The sequence below is a fragment of the Vibrio sp. R15-SG3-ISO1A genome (assembly GCF_059833955.1).
This window is the reverse complement of the sequence record NZ_JCBDGH010000031.1, coordinates 1-21,683: the sequence shown is the minus strand read 5'-3', so window position 1 is coordinate 21,683 and position 21,683 is coordinate 1. Positions and strand designations below refer to the sequence as shown.

19 protein-coding genes and 1 pseudogene are annotated in these 21,683 nt (G+C 50.7%); 8 read left to right on the top strand and 12 right to left on the bottom strand.

Annotated features, from left to right (window positions below; translation table 11 throughout):
• Window positions 1-25: 25 nt before the first annotated feature.
• From hppD to maiA, 4 genes are read left to right on the top strand one after another with little or no spacing between them, the layout of a single operon-like run.
• Window positions 26-1,099, top strand: a complete 1,074-nt coding sequence (gene hppD, locus AC6R0L_RS04735) for a 4-hydroxyphenylpyruvate dioxygenase (RefSeq protein ID WP_500628416.1) — start codon at window positions 26-28, stop codon at window positions 1,097-1,099.
• Complete coding sequence (locus AC6R0L_RS04730) at window positions 1,092-2,240, top strand: homogentisate 1,2-dioxygenase (protein ID WP_500628415.1); 1,149 nt, start codon at window positions 1,092-1,094, stop codon at window positions 2,238-2,240. The genes hppD and AC6R0L_RS04730 overlap by 8 nt, the downstream gene beginning before the upstream one ends.
• Window positions 2,237-3,250, top strand: coding sequence for a fumarylacetoacetate hydrolase family protein (locus AC6R0L_RS04725; protein ID WP_500628414.1), 1,014 nt, complete (start codon window positions 2,237-2,239; stop codon window positions 3,248-3,250). Before AC6R0L_RS04730 ends, AC6R0L_RS04725 begins: the two co-directional genes overlap by 4 nt.
• The gene (gene maiA / locus AC6R0L_RS04720) at window positions 3,243-3,899 is read left to right on the top strand and encodes a maleylacetoacetate isomerase (RefSeq protein ID WP_500628413.1); all 657 of its coding nucleotides are present in this window, start codon (window positions 3,243-3,245) and stop codon (window positions 3,897-3,899) included. The genes AC6R0L_RS04725 and maiA overlap by 8 nt, the downstream gene beginning before the upstream one ends.
• Before the next feature lie 90 nt (window positions 3,900-3,989).
• Here maiA and AC6R0L_RS04715 read toward each other — a convergent pair whose 3' ends face one another.
• From AC6R0L_RS04715 to AC6R0L_RS04700, 4 genes are all read right to left on the bottom strand, one after another.
• Window positions 3,990-4,172, bottom strand: coding sequence for a hypothetical protein (locus tag AC6R0L_RS04715; RefSeq protein ID WP_334550546.1), 183 nt, complete (start codon window positions 4,170-4,172; stop codon window positions 3,990-3,992).
• 184 nt (window positions 4,173-4,356) lie between these two features.
• Window positions 4,357-5,418, bottom strand: coding sequence for a tetratricopeptide repeat protein (locus AC6R0L_RS04710; RefSeq protein ID WP_500628412.1), 1,062 nt, complete (start codon window positions 5,416-5,418; stop codon window positions 4,357-4,359).
• Between the two features lie 179 nt (window positions 5,419-5,597).
• A complete protein-coding gene (locus AC6R0L_RS04705) occupies window positions 5,598-6,281 on the bottom strand; it encodes a DUF2786 domain-containing protein (RefSeq protein WP_334550544.1) in 684 nt (227 codons plus the stop codon).
• Between the two features lie 146 nt (window positions 6,282-6,427).
• Entirely contained in the window at window positions 6,428-7,111 is a 684-nt protein-coding gene (locus AC6R0L_RS04700; protein ID WP_500628441.1) for a DUF3334 family protein, read from the bottom strand.
• Window positions 7,112-7,311: 200 nt separating this feature from the next.
• Between AC6R0L_RS04700 and ydiJ the strand changes: the two genes are divergently transcribed.
• The 3 genes from ydiJ (at window position 7,312) to AC6R0L_RS04685 (ending at window position 11,973) form a co-directional block, all read left to right on the top strand.
• Complete coding sequence (ydiJ, locus tag AC6R0L_RS04695) at window positions 7,312-10,359, top strand: D-2-hydroxyglutarate dehydrogenase YdiJ (RefSeq protein WP_500628411.1); 3,048 nt, start codon at window positions 7,312-7,314, stop codon at window positions 10,357-10,359.
• Between the two features lie 113 nt (window positions 10,360-10,472).
• Window positions 10,473-10,934, top strand: a complete 462-nt coding sequence (locus AC6R0L_RS04690; RefSeq protein ID WP_500628410.1) for a methyltransferase family protein — start codon at window positions 10,473-10,475, stop codon at window positions 10,932-10,934.
• A gap of 247 nt (window positions 10,935-11,181) precedes the next feature.
• Complete coding sequence (locus AC6R0L_RS04685; protein WP_500628409.1) at window positions 11,182-11,973, top strand: hypothetical protein; 792 nt, start codon at window positions 11,182-11,184, stop codon at window positions 11,971-11,973.
• Between the two features lie 262 nt (window positions 11,974-12,235).
• Here the strand turns inward: AC6R0L_RS04685 and AC6R0L_RS04680 are convergent, their stop codons facing one another.
• From AC6R0L_RS04680 to AC6R0L_RS04650, 7 genes are all read right to left on the bottom strand, one after another.
• On the bottom strand, window positions 12,236-12,961 hold the full coding sequence (locus AC6R0L_RS04680; protein ID WP_500628408.1) for a DUF3581 domain-containing protein: 726 nt from the start codon (window positions 12,959-12,961) through the stop codon (window positions 12,236-12,238).
• A 152-nt stretch (window positions 12,962-13,113) separates the two neighbouring features.
• Window positions 13,114-14,652: a histidine ammonia-lyase gene (gene hutH / locus AC6R0L_RS04675; protein ID WP_500628407.1), complete on the bottom strand. Its 1,539-nt coding sequence runs from the start codon at window positions 14,650-14,652 to the stop codon at window positions 13,114-13,116.
• Between the two features lie 19 nt (window positions 14,653-14,671).
• Window positions 14,672-16,372, bottom strand: coding sequence for a urocanate hydratase (gene hutU / locus AC6R0L_RS04670; RefSeq protein WP_500628406.1), 1,701 nt, complete (start codon window positions 16,370-16,372; stop codon window positions 14,672-14,674).
• Window positions 16,369-17,442 carry a formimidoylglutamase gene (gene hutG / locus AC6R0L_RS04665; RefSeq protein WP_500628405.1) on the bottom strand — a complete coding sequence of 358 codons (1,074 nt, stop codon included), beginning with the start codon at window positions 17,440-17,442 and terminating at the stop codon, window positions 16,369-16,371. The genes hutU and hutG overlap by 4 nt, the downstream gene beginning before the upstream one ends.
• Window positions 17,435-18,655: an imidazolonepropionase gene (gene hutI, locus AC6R0L_RS04660; protein ID WP_500628404.1), complete on the bottom strand. Its 1,221-nt coding sequence runs from the start codon at window positions 18,653-18,655 to the stop codon at window positions 17,435-17,437. The genes hutG and hutI overlap by 8 nt, the downstream gene beginning before the upstream one ends.
• Before the next feature lie 107 nt (window positions 18,656-18,762).
• Window positions 18,763-19,473, bottom strand: a complete 711-nt coding sequence (gene hutC / locus AC6R0L_RS04655) for a histidine utilization transcriptional repressor HutC (protein WP_334550531.1) — start codon at window positions 19,471-19,473, stop codon at window positions 18,763-18,765.
• A 156-nt stretch (window positions 19,474-19,629) separates the two neighbouring features.
• Window positions 19,630-20,403 (bottom strand): nucleotidyltransferase family protein, encoded by a 774-nt coding sequence (locus AC6R0L_RS04650; RefSeq protein ID WP_500628403.1) that lies wholly within the window; start codon window positions 20,401-20,403, stop codon window positions 19,630-19,632.
• A 309-nt stretch (window positions 20,404-20,712) separates the two neighbouring features.
• Between AC6R0L_RS04650 and AC6R0L_RS04645 the strand changes: the two genes are divergently transcribed.
• Window positions 20,713-21,366: a thiopurine S-methyltransferase gene (locus AC6R0L_RS04645; RefSeq protein ID WP_500628402.1), complete on the top strand. Its 654-nt coding sequence runs from the start codon at window positions 20,713-20,715 to the stop codon at window positions 21,364-21,366.
• A gap of 98 nt (window positions 21,367-21,464) precedes the next feature.
• On the opposite strand, the pseudogene AC6R0L_RS04640 reads toward AC6R0L_RS04645, so the two are convergent.
• Window positions 21,465-21,683: pseudogene (locus AC6R0L_RS04640) on the bottom strand (phosphoribosylglycinamide formyltransferase 2); the annotation flags it as partial.

Sequence of the window (21,683 nt, the reverse complement as noted above, 5' to 3'; positions counted from 1 at the left end):
ATCAACAACAGGTGAGGATAACACCATGAATACGGCACTAAACCCGTTAGGCACAGACGGATTTGAATTTGTTGAATACACCGCTGCTGATGACAAGGGCATTCAAGATCTGAAAGCGCTGTTTGCGTCACTCGGCTTTGCAGAGGTAGCAAAGCATCGCTCAAAAGAGGCGTGGTTGTATCGTCAAGGAGACGTCAATTTTATCGTCAACGCCGAACCTCACAGTCAGGCTGAGCAGTTCTCGCGCTTACATGGCCCTTCGGTTTGCGGCATGGCGTTTCGAGTCAAAGATGCTGCCAAGGCACTTGAGCATGCGTTAAACAATGGCGCCAAGCGCTATGTCACGGAAATTGGTCCTATGGAGCTCTCCATTCCGGCGGTGTACGGCATTGGTGATAGCTTGCTTTACTTCGTCGACCGCTACCAAGACGGCAGTATCTATGATGTGGATTTCCGATTCTATGCCGATGCTGACGAGCGCATGAACACTATGGATGTTGGGTTGTTTGAAATCGATCACCTCACGCATAACGTTAAGCAAGGCAACATGGACACCTGGGCTGGATTTTACGAACGGATCGGTAACTTTAAAGAGATTCGTTACTTTGATATTGAAGGCAAGTTGACCGGTCTTGTGAGCCGAGCGATGACCGCGCCGTGTGGCAAGATTCGTATCCCAATCAACGAATCGTCTGACGACAAATCGCAGATTGAAGAGTTTATTCGTGAGTACAACGGCGAAGGCATTCAACACATTGCGCTGAGCACCAACGACATCTACCAAACGGTGCAGACTCTGCGCGATCGCGGCATGGACTTTATGCCTACCCCTGATACCTATTATGAAAAAGTGAATCAGCGTGTCGAGGGACACAGTGAAGAGCTCGCACGCCTGCGTGAGCTGCAAATTCTTATCGATGGCGCACCGATGAAAGACGGCATACTGCTGCAAATTTTCACCCAAACGGTGATTGGCCCGGTGTTTTTTGAAATCATTCAACGTAAAGGCAATGAAGGATTCGGTGAAGGCAATTTCAAGGCGCTGTTTGAATCCATCGAAGAAGACCAAATTCGTCGCGGGGTACTGAGTGATGCGTAAATGGATCACCTTTCCGCATCGGGAGGGCGTCTGTTCTAAGCAAGCCCATGCGGATTTTCCTGAAGAGGCCATTTTTGAGCGAGAGTCCGGTCGCAGTGGGTTTTTCGGTCCTGCCAGTCACTTTCATCATCGACACGCGCCGACGGGATGGAGTGAGTGGCAAGGGGATCTTAAGCCACGCGCGTTCAACTTCAATCAGGTAGACAGTGCGCGTCAGTCCTCTCCTTGGCAAGTGCCGAAGCTGTTACACAATCGCCATTGTAAGGTTCGAGTCTGGCGCTGCGAGCAGTCGATGCGTCATTTGGTGCGCAACGCCGATGGTGACGATTTGCTGTTTATTCACCAAGGCAGTGGGGAGCTGTATTGCGACTACGGTCACTTGTCGGTGCGCGAAGGGGATTACGTGATGATTCCACGCTCGACGTCTTGGCGCCTAGAGATCTCAGAACCCATGTTTGTGTTGATGATTGAAAACAGCGATGCCGCCTATTCGCTGCCTGAGAAAGGCATGGTCGGCAATCACGCGGTATTTGATCCAGCAGTGCTCGATGTGCCCAGTATTGATGAGGCGTTTAAAGCGCAGTATTCAGAGCAAACCACAGAGGTACACATCAAACGCCACGAACAGGTGAGTGTGGTGACCTATCCGTTTAATCCTTTGGATGCGATTGGTTGGCATGGCGACTTATCCGTGGTGCGAGTCAACTGGCGTGATATTCGGCCATTGATGTCACATCGTTATCACCTGCCGCCATCGGCGCATACCACCTTTGTCGGTGAGGGATTTGTCGTCTGTACGTTCGTGCCGCGCCCAATTGAAAGCGATCCCGGTGCGTTGAAAGTACCGTTTTTTCATAACAATGATGACTATGACGAAGTGCTGTTCTACCACGCCGGAGATTTTTTTAGTCGCGACAACATCGAAGCTGGCATGGTGACCTTTCACCCCGCAGGGTTTACTCACGGGCCACACCCCAAGGCGTTTCAGGCCGGTCAAGCCCACAAGAAAACCTTCACCGACGAAGTGGCGGTCATGATCGATACCCGACATGCGCTCGACATCGGTCAAGCGGCGAGTGAGGTGGAGAACATTGATTATGTCTACAGTTGGCGTCAGCCCTCGGGCAAGGAGGAAGTATGAAGCTCGCCAGTTTGAAAAATGGAACACGCGATGGTCGCCTTGTTGTGGTTAGCAAGGACTTAAGCCAATATTTGGATGTCTCAGACATTGCGCCGACCTTGCAAGCTGCGCTTGATGATTGGTCCAGCGTGGCGCCACAGCTTGAGACGCAATATCAACGTTTGAACCTAGGCGAAGCCAAAGATTCGCTGACGTTTTCGGCTCAGCAGTGTGAATCTCCTTTGCCACGTGCGTATCAATGGGCCGACGGCTCTGCGTACGTCAACCACGTCGAATTGGTGCGCAAAGCGCGCGGCGCGGAGATGCCGCCCAGTTTTTGGACCGATCCACTGATGTATCAAGGTGGGTCGGATCACTTTATTGGTCCAACCGATGACATCCCACTGGCGGATGAAGCTTGGGGTATCGACTTTGAAGGGGAAGTGGCCGTCATCACAGGTGATGTGTCGATGGGCGTCAGCGCTGAGGAAGCCAAATCTTCAATTCGGTTGTTAATGTTGGTCAATGACGTCTCTTTGCGCGGGTTAATCCCCAATGAGTTAGCGAAAGGCTTTGGCTTTTTTCAATCCAAACCGTCATCGGTGTTTTCTCCGGTCGCGGTCACCCCGGATGAGCTAGGGGAAGCGTGGGATGGCGCAAAGGTGGCGTTGCCGCTGCTAAGCCACTTCAACAACGAACCGTTTGGCTGCCCAAACGCTGGTGTGGACATGACCTTTGAGTTCCCTGAGCTTATCGCGCATGCGGCAGCGACGCGCCCACTGGGCGCTGGAACCATTATTGGCTCAGGCACCGTCTCCAACAAGCAAGGCACGGAATACGGCACGTCGATTATGGAAGGGGGCGTTGGCTATTCCTGCATTGCCGAGTTGCGAATGATTGAAACTATCCGCGATGGTCAGCCTGCCACCGCTTTTATGCGTTTTGGCGATCGCATCAAAATAGAGATGCTCGATGAGCAGGGCGCATCGATCTTTGGCGCCATTGATCAACAGGTTGTGCGCTATGAGTGAGCGGATTCTTTACGATTACTGGCGTTCCTCGGCGGCGTATCGAGTCCGAATCGCACTCAACCTAAAAGGTTTGAGCTATCAGTCACGCCCGATTCATCTGGTCAAAGAGGGTGGTGAGCAGCACAGCGATGCGTATCAAGCGATCAATCCTGCGAAGTTAGTCCCTGTGCTGGTGGAGGGTGATAGGCACATTCACCAGTCACTGGCGATTATTGAGTATCTTGATGAAACCTATCCACACTCAAGATTGATTCCTCCGTCAGGCGACGAGCGATATTGGGTCAAAGCCCTGGCTTTGGATATTGCCGCGGATCTTCATCCCATCAATAACTTGCGCGTGCTCCAGTACCTCACTTCGACATTGCACGTCAGTGAAGAGCAAAAACAGCAGTGGTACCGACACTGGATTGAAGTCGCGTTTGAGGCGCTTGAGCCACGTATTAGCGAGCGTCGCGGCTGCTACTGTGTCGGGGATGAAGTGACCTTAGTGGATGTCTGTTTGGTGCCGCAGGTCTATAACGCACAGCGCTTTGACCTTGATATGCGGCGCTATCCCAACATTGTGGATGTGACGGCGTCACTTGGTAAGTTGGCGGCGTTCGCTCGCGCACGACCTGAGTGTCAAGCCGATGCACCAGAGAACGGTTAAAACGCTAAGATCGTAGAAAACCAGAGACTAAAAAGCCACTCGTTGAGAGTGGCTTGTCATCCTTGAGAGAAGCGCTGATAACTGTCTAACTCACAGTGAGTGTGATAGGCGCTCGCGTTGGCGCAGCTCGGCAAGATTGAATTGACGCACATCCAGTGTCGCGTATTCAAAACACTCTTTGCAAGAGTGGTGGTACTTGCCATCGACATAATCATGCTTCGTGAGTAGGCTAGGCTTTTTACACCAGTCACATACTCCTTCGATCGTAAACATCTCGTTCTCCCCATCTTACCCGAGTCTGTTTTTCTTGCTCAGGTTTATTGTCGGGCGGGATTATGACATACAGAACACGGTTAGGTTAATGATTTGTTATCGAAGTGGGATGGAGATCGATTGCGCGACGCCAAGTTTTAAACGCTTGGTGAAAACTTAAACAGGGTGCGCTGAGAAAATGTAACTATTTGTTAACCTCTTTGATCAGAAGTTTGAGCGCACCGTTAAGACGCTTCATTTCCTCTTCGCTGCCTTTGAGATCCGGGTGATAAATCTTGCTCAATTGCTTGTAACGTACTTTGATTTCACGTTCACTGGGCAATTGTGAGGGCTTGAAGCCAAACATTGCACTGGCTAAGTGAAGCGGTGAAGGCGTCGCAGGTTTGCTCTGCGTTGGACGAGTGGGAGAAACCTTGCTCTGCCCTTGCAGCTTTTTAAATTCGCGGTAGAGGGTTTCAAGCTGGCGCTTTTGCTGCTTGAGCAGAGCATCTTGCTCCTTAACTCTGGTTTGCATTTTAGAGGTTTGAGCATGGCCTTGTTGCTCAGTCGCGGTGCGCTGGCGTAATAAACCTCTTTGCTTGCGCCACAGCCAAATGCACAGGCCACTCGTTAGCAGACAAAAACCCATCAAGCCGAAAAAAACACCATCGTGCTCTTGGCTGGCGTCGATGGTTTGGGCTTGAGGGCTGAGGGTGATGGATTCATCATCAAAGGCAACGTCTAGTTGACTGATGGCCGCCACTTGCTTGGCTCTCCTGGCGTTAAATTGTGCTTCTAAGACGCGGTTGTATCCGTTTTCGGCGTCACTTTGTAAGCTTGGGTCAGTGGCATTTTGCGCAGCGAGTTGAAACCACACCTTGGCAAGATCAAGATTGTCGGGTTGCACTGACAGTTGCTCATAGACTCTGCCAAGTTGCAGCTGAGCTTGAGCGTCATCGGCCAATGCCAATTTCGTAAGCCAGAAGAGCGCTTTTTCTAGGTCGGGTCTGACGCTGTTCTTGTCAAGCGACAAGCTGGCCAATTCAAACGCAGCTTGACGGTTACCCCCTTGCGCTGATGTTTCGAGCCAATAGAGGGCATCATCGATCGTTTGTTGATCGGGGTTTTCTTGTGCAAGGTAAGTGCTGGCGAGTTGGAACTGAGCGTGAACATTGTTCGCTTGGGCCTGCTGCTGAAGCTCTTCAAGCGTATTGGCCCAGAGTGAGGTGCTCAGAATAAGGAAAAGTAAAGCCGCAAATCGAGTCAAAAACAACGTCCGTTTGGTAAAGTTGACCAGTGATACCTTTGATTATACTCAGCCGAGCAAAGATGTGTATGCCTCTTAACCAAGTTGATGAGTGCGCGGCGTCGCTTTTCTCTCATGCCGTTGCCGATCTAGCGTTGAAGCATCGAGCTAGCACACTCTTGGGCTAACGCACTCTTGGGTTAACGCAGTAGTTTTGGCGCTTGTCCACCATCGATCGGGCGATTGACCGATACGGTTCGACCTTTCTTAAGACCCACTTCGTAATCTTCTGTGATGTTTTTCATCGCTTCACGTAACTGCTGCTTGAAGGTTTCACGATCGATGTTTTGAAACTCTTTGTCGATGTAGTCATCGATTTTTTTTGCAGACTCTTCATCTGGAGAGATGATCGGCAGTTTTTCTAGCGCACCTTCCACCCATCCAGACAAAAACGAGTTTACGCGGCGAGTGACTTCGGCGTTAGATGTCCCGGTGCCTGCAAAACTGTTTCTGAAACGACCTGTCTGTTCGTTCATTTCACGGTATACGATGTCAAAAGCGAACGCGGCGAAGATGGCGCGATCCGCTTCGCCAATAAACTCCACGCGTTTTAAACCCTTATGGTTTAACAGCACGGCCTCAACGCCGAATTTGGTGTTGATACCACGGATGATGCGCAGCAGATTCGAGCTGACATTGGCAGGGAGTAAGTGTGTCGATTGGGTTTTGCCCATCTTGATAAACTCGATATCATCCTTGTCGAGACCATATTTGAGCATCAAGCGATGCGCCATCTTGATGGCATTGGCGGCTTCGTTAACGTTGGCTGAGTTTCCGAGCTCCAGACACTTCGCTATTTTTTTTAGGGCTTTTTGTTTATCCATCGACAGCTAAGGGTACCTAATTTAACAAAGTCGGCTATTTTAACGTGTTCTGTCATAAAACGGAAATGGTGATGTAGGAAAACGCCACGGAAAAGTCGATGGCGTTTGAAGAGGGTTAAAAAACCGCTGAGCTGAAAGGTGGCGGATTAGATACCTAATTCGGCGAAGATGTCATCGGCATCGTCGTTTTTATCGGCCGATTTTTTCTCTTTGTCCTGCATCTCTTGGCGCGCTTTCTCTAGGATGCTATCTGGCGTTTCATCGTCGTCGTGGCTTTCAAATTCTTCGAGCTGAATGAACTCAGTCTTATCCATTGCCAACTCTAAGTAGAAGATGTTGCCTTTCTCGGTCGAGAAGGTCACACGTCGCGCTTGAGGGCGATCAAGGTTGGTATCGACCGACAGAATCACTTGTTTGTTGAGTGACAGCATTTTAGGTTGGTTCTGTGTGATGTGGGTTTGCAGATCTTTGCGCACTTGGTTGGTGAACGCACCTACGAGCTGGTTCATCAGCTCACCCAGCACATCGGCCACTTCGTCGGAGGTGTGAGTGACGGCGAGCTCTTCTTCCGGCATCCCCATATTGCGCATGTAGTTGGTGTACACCTCAAGCGCGGCTTTGGCCGTAAAGTTGATCACCACCAACCCAGAAAAACCACCATCAAATAGGACAAAACAACCGAAGTCCGGTTTTAGGCTGGTCTTGGTGATTTTCTGCACCATGGCAGAGTAGGTAATTTGAGAGCTGGTCGCAGAGGTCATAACGCCAGAAACGGACTGGCATAACTTAAGGAGAATGTCTTCTGTCGTGATGATTTTGTTTTTCTTCATTGATGAATCGCTCATAAAAGCACTTTAAATCAAGTCCATGATTTCTAAGTGTGGGAAAGAATTGCGAGAAGTTCCAATTTGACACTGCATTTCTGTTTTGATCACCCTTTTAAATGTTGTAAAGTGACCAAACTCAAATTATAACCCGAATGTATCGAACCCAATGCTGATAGGATCAGCGCAGTAGGGGCAGGAAGCAAATGTTACCAAGATTACACTCTCAACCAGATGTCGATCCCGTCGTCCTTGGTTTTCTTGATGAATTAAAACTCGCCGGTTTCAGCGGTGATATCGAAAGCCAATACTCAAGTCGCCTCGCTGTCGCCACCGACAACAGCGTCTATCAGCAACTACCGCAAGCCGTTATCCACCCGAAATCGACGCAAGATGTCGCGCTGATTGGTCAACTCGGCAGCAAAGCCGCCTATGAACGTGTCACCTTTTCACCGCGTGGTGGCGGTACCGGAACCAATGGTCAATCGCTGACGAAAGGCATCGTGGTCGATTTGTCGCGCTACATGAATAAGATTCTCGAAATCAACTCAGAAGAGGGGTGGGTGCGAGTGCAAACCGGCGTGATTAAAGATCAGCTCAATGATGCGGTGCGCCCATACGGCTACTTCTTCTCGCCAGATCTTTCCACCAGTAACCGCGCAACCTTGGGTGGCATGATCAATACCGATGCCTCGGGGCAGGGGTCACTCAAATACGGTAAAACCTCTGATCATGTCCTGTCATTGCAAGCGGTGTTTGCCGATGGGTCGATTCTTGAGTCGGACTTATCTCATGGGCTACCGAAAGAGGGCGAGTACGCGCATCAAGCGTTAACGGTGACAGAGCAAGTGTGCCGCGACAAACGCGCGCAGATTAACGCTAAGTTCCCGCCGCTTAACCGCTTCTTAACGGGTTACGATTTAAAAAATGCGTTTGATGAAGCAAACGATACCTTCGACATTACTCGTGTGCTGTGCGGCGCAGAAGGCTCGCTCGCTTTCATCACCGAAGCCAAGCTCAATCTCACGCCAATTCCTAAAGCGCGTACCCTAGTTAACGTAAAATACGACACGTTTGATTCTGCCTTGCGCAATGCGCCGTTTATGGTGGAAGCCAAAGCGCTCTCCGTTGAGACGGTGGACTCTAAAGTGCTCAACTTAGCCAAAGAAGACATTGTTTGGCACACCGTCAGCGATCTGTTAGCCGATGTCCCGGGCAAAGAGATGCAGGGCATCAACATGGTGGAGTTCGCCGGGCAAGATGAGCAGGAAGTCGCACAACAAGTGAGTGACTTAACCGCCCGTCTAGAAGAGATGCTCGCAGCGGGTGAAGCTGGGATCATTGGCTACCAAGTGTGTGATGATTTGGCGAGTATTGGCCGTATTTACAATATGCGTAAAAAAGCGGTGGGCTTGCTCGGCGCGGCGAAAGGACGCGCAAAGCCGGTCGCGTTTGCCGAAGATACGTGTGTGCCACCAGAAAACTTGGCCGATTTTATCTCAGAGTTTCGCCAACTGTTGGATGACAAACAGCTGAATTACGGCATGTTTGGCCACGTGGATGCGGGGGTATTGCATGTGCGTCCTGCGTTGGACTTGTGCGATCCGAAACAAGAAGCGCTGATGCACCAGATCTCCGATGAGGTGGTGAAGCTTGTGGCCAAATACGGCGGTCTTATGTGGGGCGAGCATGGCAAAGGCTTCCGCTCTGAATACGGTCCGGAGTTCTTCGGTCAAGAGCTCTTTACTGAGCTGCGCCGTGTTAAAGCCGCTTTTGACCCACACAACAAAATGAACCCTGGCAAAATTTGTACGCCGCTCGATAGCAAAGAGTCTTTGGTTAAAGTGACCGATACCAAACGCGGCTACTATGATCGCCAAATCGATGTACAAGTGCGAGATAGCTTTAAGCAAGCAATGGAGTGTAACGGCAACGGTCTCTGTTTTAACTATGACACCGCTTCGCCAATGTGCCCGTCGATGAAGGTCACAGCCGATCGCCGTCACTCGCCAAAAGGCCGTGCAGGGATAGTGCGAGAGTGGTTGCGCCAGTTAAGTGAGCAAAACATTGATGTGCTCGACCTGGAAAAGCAGACGCTAGAGCGCACGCCAAGCATCAAGACCATGATCGACCGTGTGCGCAATACGCTCAACAAGCGTCACGAATACGATTTCTCTCACGAGGTGTTTGAGGCGATGAGTGGCTGTTTGGCCTGTAAAGCGTGTGCGAGCCAGTGTCCGATTAAAGTCGATGTGCCGAGCTTCCGCTCGCGCTTTTTAAACATCTACTACTCACGTTATCAGCGTCCAGCGAAAGATTATCTGGTGGCGAACATTGAAACTATGCTGCCTTTGATGGCAAAAGCGCCTAAGTTGGTCAACGGCGTACTTAGCCAAAAGTGGGTACAAGAGATGACGGCAGCCACCGTCGGTTATGTCGATGCGCCTTTGCTCTCAACACCGACGCTGAAATCGCGCTTATCCGCGCTTAAGCCGTTTAATCTTCAAGAACTTGCAGCGCTCTCTGCGGAGGACAAGCAAAATCACGTCGTGATCGTGCAAGACCCATTCACTAGCTACTACGACGCGCAAGTTGTGGAAGATTTTGCCAAGTTGGTACAAAAGCTCGGTAAAACGCCGATTTTGCTGCCGTTTAAGCCCAACGGCAAAGCCCAGCATATCAAAGGCTTTTTGAAGCAGTTTGCCTCAAGCGCGAAAAACACCGCTGCCTTCTTAGAGCAAGTGGCCGATGTCGGCGTGCCTTTAGTCGGCGTCGATCCTGCGTTGGTTCTTTGTTACCGCGACGAATATAAAGAGGTACTTGGTGAGGCGCGCGGCGATTTTGAGGTGTTGACCGTGCATGAGTGGCTCTATCCGAAATTGTCAGAGTTTGAGGTCAACAACTCAACCCGTGATTCAGCCAATAATGACGAACCTTGGTATCTGTTTGCGCACTGCACCGAGAAAACTAAGATGCCAAACGCTGAGAAAGAGTGGGGCGCCATCTTTACTCATTTCGGCGCCAAGCTAAATACCGTGCCAGTGGGCTGCTGTGGTATGGCGGGGACGTTTGGTCACGAGGTCGATAAGCTCACCATGTCGAAAGACATTTATCAACTGAGCTGGAAGCCAAACTTAGACGCATTGCCTAAAGAGCGCTGTTTGATCACCGGCTACTCATGCCGCAGTCAGGTCAAACGCTTTGAATCGCAGGTGACTCAGCACCCGTTACAGGCGCTGTTACAAATCGTATAAACTGATCTCAAGCTAGGTCACGCTCTCAATAGCCCAGAACTCGCATCTGGGCTATTTTTATCATATCGGTGGGTAACAACACTGCCCAAAACACAAATCAGTGGAGAACCAAGATGCAAAAGCTCGAACTTAAGATCCCTCCCGTCGCGGTATTTATCGCGATGTTTGTTGTGATTGCTAAAGTTGCTCAGCTCTTCCCAACGTTGCGCTTTCCACTGCCGTTTGGCTTTACCGTGTTTGCGATCTGTTTTGTTTGCGCGGGTTACGTGGGGATCACAGGCATCATCGCCTTCAAACGCGCCAAAACTACCGTTCACCCACAAAAGCCCCACGAAGCATCACAAATGGTTGTGAAGGGCATTTACAGCATCACGCGCAACCCGATGTACTTAGGTTTATTCCTTCTGCTGTTCGGCTTTGCCTACTGGCAACAAAACTTGCTCTCCATCCTGCTATCATTCGGCTTTGTCCTCTACATCAATCGTTTCCAAATCGAACCCGAAGAGCGCGCCTTAGAGCAACGTTTTGGTCAAGCGTTTATTGATTACAAGCAGAGCGTGCGTCGGTGGATTTAGTGGTAAGGCGATTGTGGCGTTAATATCTGGTGGTATTAGAAGTGTTTGGTGGATGGCTCGGAAATGCCCCAAAGTGAGTTTGCGCAACAAATGGGCGGTCGTTCTTAGTAGAAAATTGTCCAACTTTTCCTAATGATAGGTGCTGGAATACCACTATATGAATCTCCAGTATCTTTTAAAAAGTGCTCTCGAGTGGAAAGTAATGTTATGGTTATTTAATTCAGATACATGCAGGATATCGACCACAGTGAAACCTTTGCTCTTTATACGGATATCTCTAAAGTGGGCACTGATTGTTATCGCCATGCTACTTGTTGGCTGGATTGCACATTGGTTCGTCACTGAAAACCCCTTAGAATATACGCTCCAAGACGTTCGTGAATTCTCCAAACAACTGTTTCTTTATTCATTCACCGCAGTCGTAGCAATCTTGGGCTATTGGTGGAATCAGCGTGAGCAAAATAAACGCCATGATGATCAGTTATATGAGGCTCGATGGAATAAAACACTTGATCAACAGTTAGAAGCGCTCCGTGAACAATCAAAGATGAGGATTAAGTTTAAGAAAACCTTTCGAGATATCCCATTAGAAGATACATATCTATATGTACAGCGCATGCTTGATGAGCTTGAAGAGCAGACTGATCACGCAATGTTCTACTTGAGCAATGATGATTACTATATTGTGGATATCTTACTTGAAATGACAAGCACGATTATGTGTCTCAATGAGCGACTTCCTCAATACCTTCCAATTCCTGAGAGTGAACAAGGGAATATCGAGTTGAACACAGCAGTTGTTCTCATGCTTCATTCATATTCAGTAAGACTATGGAATCAGAGCTGTCTGCTAGACTGGGAAATTGGGCGATTGATAAATGGGAAAATGATAGAACGTTATGACCTCAATTATGGCGATGAGGATCAATTTGAAGGTCATTGCAGCATTGAGGAATATGAAAAATATAGAGCAGAAGAATACGCAAGGACAAGAGCAGATCTTAACCTTCCTCCACAAGACTCTAATACATTTGTATGATTAGGTTGGACAAGCGTCCAAGCTAAGTGTATGTCCACTTTTATCACAAATCGACCACCGTTAGAAATGGTGGCCATTGAAGATTTTGGATACCAACATTTATCTGAAGGGAAAATATATTCCGTTGTGGTTAAATTGGAAATGTCCAAAAGCATTTTAGATTAAATCCATATAAAAAATAACTATCGTCACACATACAAAAACTACGCCCCACTATTGTGGGGCGTAGTTTTATCAATCGCTATGTAATGAGCCTAACTAATCACGCAGCAACACTAAACTGTGCAAGAAACGCGTCCTTACGTTCGTTGAAGCGATTCACCAAATCATCAATGTCGGCTTGGTTGTATGGCTTCAGACCACTGGCCACCATGCGCTTGACACCTTTGCCGACAATTTCGCCATCTTCTTTAAAATCAAAGTTGAGTGTCACAACGCCGCGTTTACCTTCAACATCAAAGGTGGCGCCGGCAAAGCTGACTTCTGGGTGGGTCAGGTCTAGGCGGGTAAATTCTACTTCCATGCTTTCGTAAATCACCAAAGGACGCTGGCAGTTGATCATCATCTGCTGCTCTTCCATCAGAGGCACCATGATGTGAGGGAAGTTCATGCCAGAGAACTGTACGTAGTTTGTCACAACGTGCTCAATGAACGCGGGATCGTGGCTCACTGCGCCTTCACGGTTCATGTGCAGGTACTCTTTACCGTTGGAATCAACCACCGCGGCTTCTTTGCTGCATTTGTTCTCAATGTGCAGGGCAATGCCATCGTTCACCATACCTGAGAAGTCAAAACGCATCTTCTGGCTGACGCCCTCTTTTTGTAGCAGCACAGCAAACAATAGATCACCGGGTACACAGAAGCGCTTGTTGTCTTCATCGTGAATAGGGTTGTAGTCACCGGCCACTTTTTTGGCGAAATGACTGGCCTGAAGGCGAGTGAATTGGAATTGCTTGTCGTTGCTAGAAAAATAAGGAGTTAAAAACATAATGTACGCTACTTAGCCAAAACTGCCGTGATTATATATGACGATTTGATTTCAATGGTCGATCCAGTTGAATTTTCACCAAACCATGACTCGTTTTGAGATGGGCCTAGAACGCAGGTGGCGTTCTAGGCATTATGTTTGAGTGTAGAGGGTTAGAGACTCGGCAGGATCTCTTGTGGCATCAGATGGTTATGAACGGCCATTTTGAGCAGGCTATTGGCTTTTTCAATATCAGGGGCGAAGTAGCGATCTTTGTCGTAGAAGCTGACTTTCTCACGCAAGATTTGCTTGGCCTCTTCAATACGTGGGGAAGAGGAGAGCGGGGCACGAAAATCGATCCCTTGCGCGGCAGATAGATACTCAACGGCCAAGATACCGCGGGTATTTTCGGCCATGTCTCTGAGGCGGCGGCCGGCGAATGTCGCCATCGACACGTGATCTTCCTGGTTTGCTGAGGTTGGCAAGCTGTCCACTGAGGCTGGGTGAGCCAAGGTTTTGTTTTCGCTTGCCAGTGCCGCAGAGGTGACTTGAGCAATCATAAAGCCCGAGTTCACGCCGCCGTTGTCGACCAAAAATGGCGGTAGTTTGCTGAGCGCGCTGTCAATAAGTAGCGCCATACGACGCTCTGAAAGGCTACCAATTTCGGCAATGGCGAGCGCCAAGTTATCTGCGGCCATCGCCACCGGCTCGGCGTGAAAGTTACCGCCTGAGATGATGTCGCCGTCGTCGGCAAACACTAAGGGATTGTCTGAGACGGAGTTGGCCTCTACCTGCAACACATCGGCCGCATTACGAATCTGCTGCAAACACGCGCCCATGACCTGAGGCTGGCAGCGCAGGGAGTATGGGTCTTGCACCTTTTCGCAGCCATTGTGCGATTCACCGATTTCACTGCTGTTATCAAGCAGGTGACGATACGCAGCAGCAGCGTCCATCTGCCCGCGATGACCACGCACGCGATGAATGCGCGGATCAAACGGGCGACGACTGCCAAGCGCTGCTTCCACTGACATCGCGCCGCACACGGTTGCTGAAGCAAACAGATCTTCAGCTGCAAATAGACCTTCCAATGCGAAGGCGGTGGAGGCTTGCGTCCCGTTGAGCAGAGCAAGGCCCTCTTTTGGCGCTAAGGTGATCGGTTTTAGACCCGCAATCGTCAGGGCTTCAAGACCTGAAATGATCTTGCCGTTGTGACGCGCTTGTCCTTCACCAAGCAACACGGTGCTCATGTGAGCCAGCGGCGCTAAATCACCCGAGGCGCCAACGGAGCCTTTTTGCGGCACACAAGGGTAGACTTGCGCGTTGACCAGCTCGATAAGCGCTTGGATGACACTTAGGCGGATCCCTGAGTAGCCACGGGCTAAGCTATTGATTTTGAGCACCATCATCAAACGTACGGTTTCATCTGCCATCAGCTCGCCAATGCCGGCAGCGTGTGACAGTACAATACTCTTTTGCAAGGTTTCTAGATCTTCAGGCGCAATACGCGTGTTGGCCAGTAAGCCAAAACCGGTGTTGATGCCATAGACGGTGCGATTTTCCGCGATCACCTGTTCCACCACCTGCGTACTCTCTTCAATGGCAGGGATGGCGCTGTCGTCCAGTGAAAGGTTAACTGGGCTGCGACTGATGTGGCGCAATTGATGTAAGCTGAGCTGTCCCGGCTTTAACAGTAAGTTGAGCATGTTCATATTCCTTCTCTTGCGCGGGTTATTTTAGCTTTTTCAGTTCTTCATTGAGCATAGGAAGATCTAATCCTTGCTCTGCGGCGCATTTTTTCGCGATATCGTAGCCTGCATCCGCATGGCGCATTACCCCTGTTGCAGGGTCATTGTGCAGGACACGTGCAATTCGCTCACTGGCATCTTGGCTGCCATCACAGCAAATGACCATACCCGAGTGTTGTGAAAAGCCCATACCGACACCGCCGCCATGATGCAGCGACACCCATGTCGCGCCGCCTGCGGTATTGAGCAGTGCATTCAATAGGGGCCAATCTGAGACGGCGTCAGAACCATCCATCATGCCTTCTGTTTCACGGTTCGGGCTGGCCACCGATCCAGAATCAAGGTGATCGCGGCCAATCACAATCGGTGCTTTGAGTTCGCCATTTTTGACCATTTCATTGAATGCTTGGCCAAGACGCTCGCGATCTTTAAGGCCCACCCAACAAATTCGTGCCGGTAAACCTTGGAATTGAATGCGCTCGCGCGCCATATCGAGCCAATGGTGCAGATGTGGGTTATCGGGGATCAGCTCTTTCACTTTTTGGTCGGTTTTGTAGATATCTTCCGGATCGCCGGAGAGCGCCGCCCAGCGAAATGGCCCAATCCCTTCGCAGAACAGTGGGCGAATATAGGCAGGGACAAAACCAGGGAAATCAAACGCATTTTCGACACCCTCTTCAAGGGCCATTTGGCGGATGTTGTTGCCGTAATCTAGGGTAGCGGCGCCGCGCGATTGCAAATCGAGCATCGCTTGTACTTGGCGCGCCATGGATTGCTTGGCCGCTTTCACCACGGCGGCTTCATCTCGTGAGCGCATTGTCGCGGCGTGTGCCATCGTCCACCCAGAAGGCAAGTAGCCATTAAGAGGATCGTGCGCCGAGGTTTGATCGGTGACGACATCCGGTGTAATACCGCGCTCAACCAACTGAGGGAAAATATCAGCGGCGTTGCCCAGTAAGCCAACAGAAATCGGCGTGGTAGCGTCTGCGATCATTGCTAACGCTTCATCGAGCGAGGTCGCTTTTTTATCAACATAGCCCGTACGCAGACGGTAGTCGATTCGAGATTCATCACATTCGACGGCGATCATCGAAAAGCCCGCCATCGTCGCGGCTAACGGCTGCGCGCCGCCCATGCCGCCCAAGCCACCGGTAAGCACCCAACGGCCACTGGCATCACCAGAGAAGTGTTGTTTGGCTACCGCGACAAAGGTTTCATAGGTGCCTTGGACGATCCCTTGCGAACCGATGTAAATCCAACTGCCCGCCGTCATTTGACCGTACATCATCAGCCCTTGCTTATCTAGCTCATTAAAGTGCTCCCAGTTGGCCCAATGGGGAACGAGATTTGAGTTGGCGATCAGTACGCGTGGCGCATTTTTATGAGTAGGGAAAACACCAACAGGCTTGCCCGATTGCACCACTAGGGTTTGGTCTTCTTCAAGGCGCTCCAGTACCTCGACGATTTTGTCATAGCACGCCCAATCGCGCGCCGCGCGGCCAATACCTCCATACACGACGAGCGCGTGTGGGTGCTCGGCCACATCGGGGTCCAAATTATTCATCAACATACGCAGTGGCGCTTCGGTGAGCCAAGACTTCGCGCGCAAGGTTGTGCCATGTGGCGCGCGAATGGTACGCGCCGTATCAAGGCGCGGGTTGTGATGCTTGGTCGGTTGACTCATTGGGGGAACTCCTTGTTCGGTTGTTTAGTCTGGCTTGGTGTGTTCACCATGGCCTTAGCTATGTCCCAGCATAAGCGGGCTGCGAATCGCGCCGTTTGCTGGTCGATGTCAAATCTAGGGTTGTATTCGGCAATGTCGGCTAGACGCAGCTTTTCAGGCTGAGCAAGACAGAGCTGTAAAAGTGGCGATAGGGTATCAAGGCTCACGCCCCGAGCGGCCGGCGCGCTCACGCCCGGTACCGTGGCAGCAGGAAAGACATCCAGATCGATAGTGAGATAGAGGTGATCGCACTGCTCGATAAATTGGCGCAACAGCTCGAGTGGGGTTTTGAGTGAGTAAGGCGCGAGCTCGGTGTCTTCGATGTACAAGACGCCCAGTTCATCCGCGCGTTGAAACAGCGAGGCGGTATTGCTCGCCCGGCTTACACCAATGCACGCGTACTGAAAGGGCCACTGATGCGCTTGGCAGTAACGAGCAATTTGATGAAACGGCGTGCCTGAGCTCGGCTGCGTGTCTTGGGTATCAAAGGTGCGCAAATCAAAATGGGCGTCAAAATTGATGATGCCTATCTTTGGTGCGATCTGCTGCTGTTGAGCTCCGCCTTGAGTCGTTGTTGCAGGCGACGTTTTATCTGAGTGGCGCTGAAGAAAGCTCGCCAACCCCTGAAAAGAGGCCCACGCCACTTCATGCCCGCCACCTAAGGTGATCACTTTGCCGTGCTTAAGTGCGAGTGCAATGTGCTGCGCGCACTCATGCTGCGCCGCCTCAAGCTGACCTTGGGCGCAGGTGACATTCCCTAAGTCCAGCCAAGGGGTCGATTCATGCCACGCGAGGTTTGCCAATGCTTGGCGAATCGCATCTGGCCCATTGGCGGCGCCGACTCGTCCTTTGTTACGCGCCACGCCTTCATCACAGGCAAAACCCAATAGAGAAATGGCATCTTGAGTGTGCTCGCTGAGCGCGTCACTAGTGGTAGAGGTGACCACATGATGCACGCGCTGACCCAGTGCGCCATCTTCTTTGTCATCGCGCCCTTGCCAGTGAAAAGATGATTGAGGTTGATTAGGCATGAGTGAGCTCTCCCAATACAACACGTGCGGTTAAACGCGGCATGCCTTGTTGGTAACTAAGATCTGCTGGGTGGGCGATGTCCCAAATCGCAAGATCAGCGTCAAAGCCCGGTGCGATCTGCCCGCGTGTCTGTCCATAGCCTAGCGCTTTCGCGGCGTGGCAGGTGACACCGCGCAGCGCTTCTTGCGGCGTTAAGCCAAAAAAGGTGCACGCCATGTTCATCATCATGGTCAAGTCGGCAAACGGCGAGGTGCCCGGGTTGAAGTCTGTCGCGAGCGCCATAGGAACGCCGGCTTGGCGCAAGGAGTCTATCGGTGGGCATTGCGTCTCTTTTAAAAAGTAAAACGCGCCGGGCAGCAAGGTGGCAACAGTGCCTGATTGAGCAAGCGCATTCACGCCAGTCTCATCTAGGTACTCAATATGATCCGCTGATAGCCCAGAGTAATTGGCCGTTAACGCGCTGCCGCCAAGGTTCGACAGTTGCTCAGTATGCCCTTTAATCGCGAGCCCATGCGCGGTCGCACATTGGAAGACACGCTCGGTTTGCGCCAGTGAAAAGCCGATGGATTCACAGAAGACATCCACACTAGTGGCAAGCTGCTCGTCAGCCACGGCAGGAATGATCGCTTGGCAAATATAGTCAACGTAATCGTCGGCGCGCCCTTGGTATTCTGGTGGCACTGCATGGGCGGCAAGCAAGGTGGGGTTCACGCGCACTTTACGGTGCTGCTCAAGTGCTTTGGCGGCGCGCAACATTTTCAGCTCATCGGCGAGCGTTAGGCCATAACCGGATTTGATTTCCACTGAGGTGACACCAGTGCGTAGTAGTCCATCCAAACGAGGCAGCGCGAGTTCAGTGAGCGTCTGTTCGCTCGCCTCTCGAGTGGCTTTCACGGTTGCGAGAATGCCGCCGCCTTGCTCCGCGATGGTTTGATAACTGGCGCCGCACAACCGCATTTCAAATTCGCGCGCTCGGCTACCGGCATGAATCAGATGGGTATGGCAATCAATCAACCCCGGCGTCACCAGTTGGCCTTGGCAATCATAGCGTTCGGGCTGCGGTTGGATGTCGCCGATAAAGGCGATTTTACCTTGCACAATACCGATACTGGTCGGCGCGCTGACTTGATAGCCGCTCTCGCCCTCACACATGGTGACGAGCCGAGCATTGCAAAGCACCAAGTCGTAGTGGGGTAGCTCAGAGGAGAACATTCGATAGACTCTTAGATTTAAATGTATATACAAATAATGAGTCTTGAGTAGTCAAATGATCAAGTGTGATGTTATGAAAATGTGATCACCAGACCAATTTCAAACGGTCAGAAGGTCACTTTGGAACTGAGTTTGTAACGCGTACCGGGATGATAAAGTAGCGCGGTACTGACCAGTTTATCTTGGCTCCAGGTACGGCGATTGAGCAGCAAACAGGGCTCGTTTGCCGCCAATTTTAATGCGCTGCGGACTTTATCATCTGCCACGATTGCTTCCACTGTGTGTTCAATCGCGCTGAGCGGGCAGTGCTGAGAAAGGTATTGGTTGGGCGTTAGGGTGGTGAAGTCTTGCGAGAGATAGTCGGGCGCGTATGCTTCGTTGACCCAGCGCAGTTCGTATTGAATGGGGGAGTTGTCTTCAAAGTGAATGATTTCACTGTAAAACACCTTGGTATCGAGCATCACCCCCAGCTTGGTCGCAATCACGCCATCGGCCAATAACTCAACCTGCTTAATCACTTTACTGGAGTAGGCTTTGCCTCGCTGCGCGACCTCTTCTGCGATATTGCGAATATCAAGCAGCGGTGACTCCGCTTTCTCATCTGGCGCGCAAACAAACGTGCCCAATCGGGGGCGGCGCTGAAGTTTGCCCTCAGCAACCAGATCGCGAATCGCTTTGTTGACCGTCATACGGCTGACATTGAACTGCTTGGTTAACTCAAGCTCGGTGGTGATTTGGTGACCGACTGGCCAATGACCCGAGCTGATCTGTTGTTCGATGTAGTGTTTGATTTGCAGGTATAACGGTGATTGACTCATAAGCTCACTGATTTCAGAGGAACGCGCTATCGATTATTGACTATACAAAAGGGTAACCGATTGGCTGAATGCGTCAAGCAGGAGTGAGCAAGTTGTGAGGCAAACAGGGTCTTGACCCTTGTTTGCCCATTAATGAGGAGAGCTGAACCTAATTAATTAGGCAGCGCTAAGATGCGTGGTGAGGTAGGGGTGCCAAGCGTCTTGATACAGCGCTTTAGAGAGCTTGCGCATTTTATCGACCTTGGCCATTTCAATGTCATTAAGCGGGCGCGATTCTGCGGCGGCTTGACGCTCAATCAGCTGAATCTGCTCATAGATATCGTGCTCTGCGCCATTTTTGACATCTGCAATGGCTTTGAGGTGCAGTTGCACCTCGGCAACCAACTGAGTTTTGGGCAGTTGAACTAGAATATTCAAGTCACGATAGCCTGATGCTTGCGGGCTCTTAAAACGGTTCTTTACTTTGACTACCGTAGTTTCGCGCGCTAACGCTTCATAGGCGGACATCAAGCCATCAATATCGTGCGCTACTATTGTAGCTCTGGCAAGGTCGGTGATGCGCTCTACTTGGCCGTCGAGCTCATGGGCAATTTTCTCTTGTGCTCGCTGGCTTGATTTTACGCCAGCAAAGTAAGCGTCGGTGGAGGTCAACAGTGCGGTACTTTTACATAAGGTTTCGAGCTCCGCTTGCGCTTGGTGCGCTTTGCTGTAGAGCACGTCAAAATCTGAATAGGGTTGAGTGGGGGAGGCGTCGGTCGATTTGATGCCGTACAAACCGCTCAAGTTGTGTTTAAACGCTTTAGGGCTGACTTGGTTTTGCTTAGTACTGGGTCCTTCATCTCGGTCAGGGGCCATAGGGATGGCGGCAAACGCCGGGGCGCGGCTGAGCATTAACAGCATCAGTGCAGTGGTACGCAAGAATACGCTCATTCACTCTCCTTAGAATCGTAGTCGCTTAGAAAATGGAGGAAAAAGGAACCGCTAAGTGCTACGTGTCTGATTAAGATCTTGGGATGGAAATGGCCTTTCCAAGGTCCGCTATTCGATAAACGTTTGAATTATGATGTTGGTCTCAATTTCATTAACTTACCTTGGTTGGATTGCGCGTTTTTGCTTAAGTTCATCCGCAAGTTGTAACCAATTATGATCAGATTCCATCGCCGAATGCCTTATCCCACCTACCACGAAGGCTGACTTTCCGTTAGGCTATGGCACGTCAGTCATCGAAAGAGAAAGAGAATGAAAGATCCTGAGTTTTGGCATGCCAAATGGGCATCCAATGAGATTGGTTTCCACTTGGAAGACGTGAATCCATTGCTGATTCAATACTGGCCAGCGACCAACCCCAGCGCAGATGAAAACGTATTTGTGCCGTTGTGTGGTAAATCAGAAGATTTGGTATGGCTTGCGACCAAGCACAGTGATGTGCAAGGGGTGGAGCTGAGTAACATAGCGGTGCGCGCCTTTTTCGCCGAGCATTTTTATACGCCGTTGGTGATCCCTCTCAATGGTCAGCATGAGCTGTTTCAGTTCGATGAACTCTCTATTTACACCGGAGACGTCTTTACCGCGCCCGTCAAACCGGTCGATTTGGTCTATGACCGCGCAGCGTTAGTGGCGCTGCCTGAAGAGATGCGTATCGACTATGTGGCAAGAATTCAGTCGTTACTCAAACCCGGTGGGCGGATTTTACTCGTCACCTTAGATTATCCTCAATCAGAGATGGCGGGGCCCCCATTTAGTGTTGCTGAGCGGGAAGTTCGAGCCCTGTATGAGGGGTATCAAGTGACTAAGCTCTATCGAGATGATGCCGACGAGCGCCATCCCAAAATTGCTAAGCGCGGTTTGTCACGCTTTGCCGAAGAGGTCTATTTGATTCAGGCGCCATCATGAGGCGAAGATCGGAACTCTGACAATCGGCGAAAATAAAAAACTCTGGCCATTATGGACCAGAGTTTTTTATTACTTAAATAGAGGGAGGCGTGAACCTATCAGTAAATCACCTTGATCTTACCGGCCGCTTCGACGGCGCTCTCGATGGCTTGCTCAATGGTGTCACGGCGTGTAATCGCAACGCCAAGACGGCGGCGACCGTTGATATCAGGTTTACCGAATAAACGCAGCTGGGTTTGAGGCGCACTGAGTGCCTGTTGCATGCCTTCAAAACGGATGTCTTGTGAGGTGCCTTGACCTAACACGACGGCAGATAA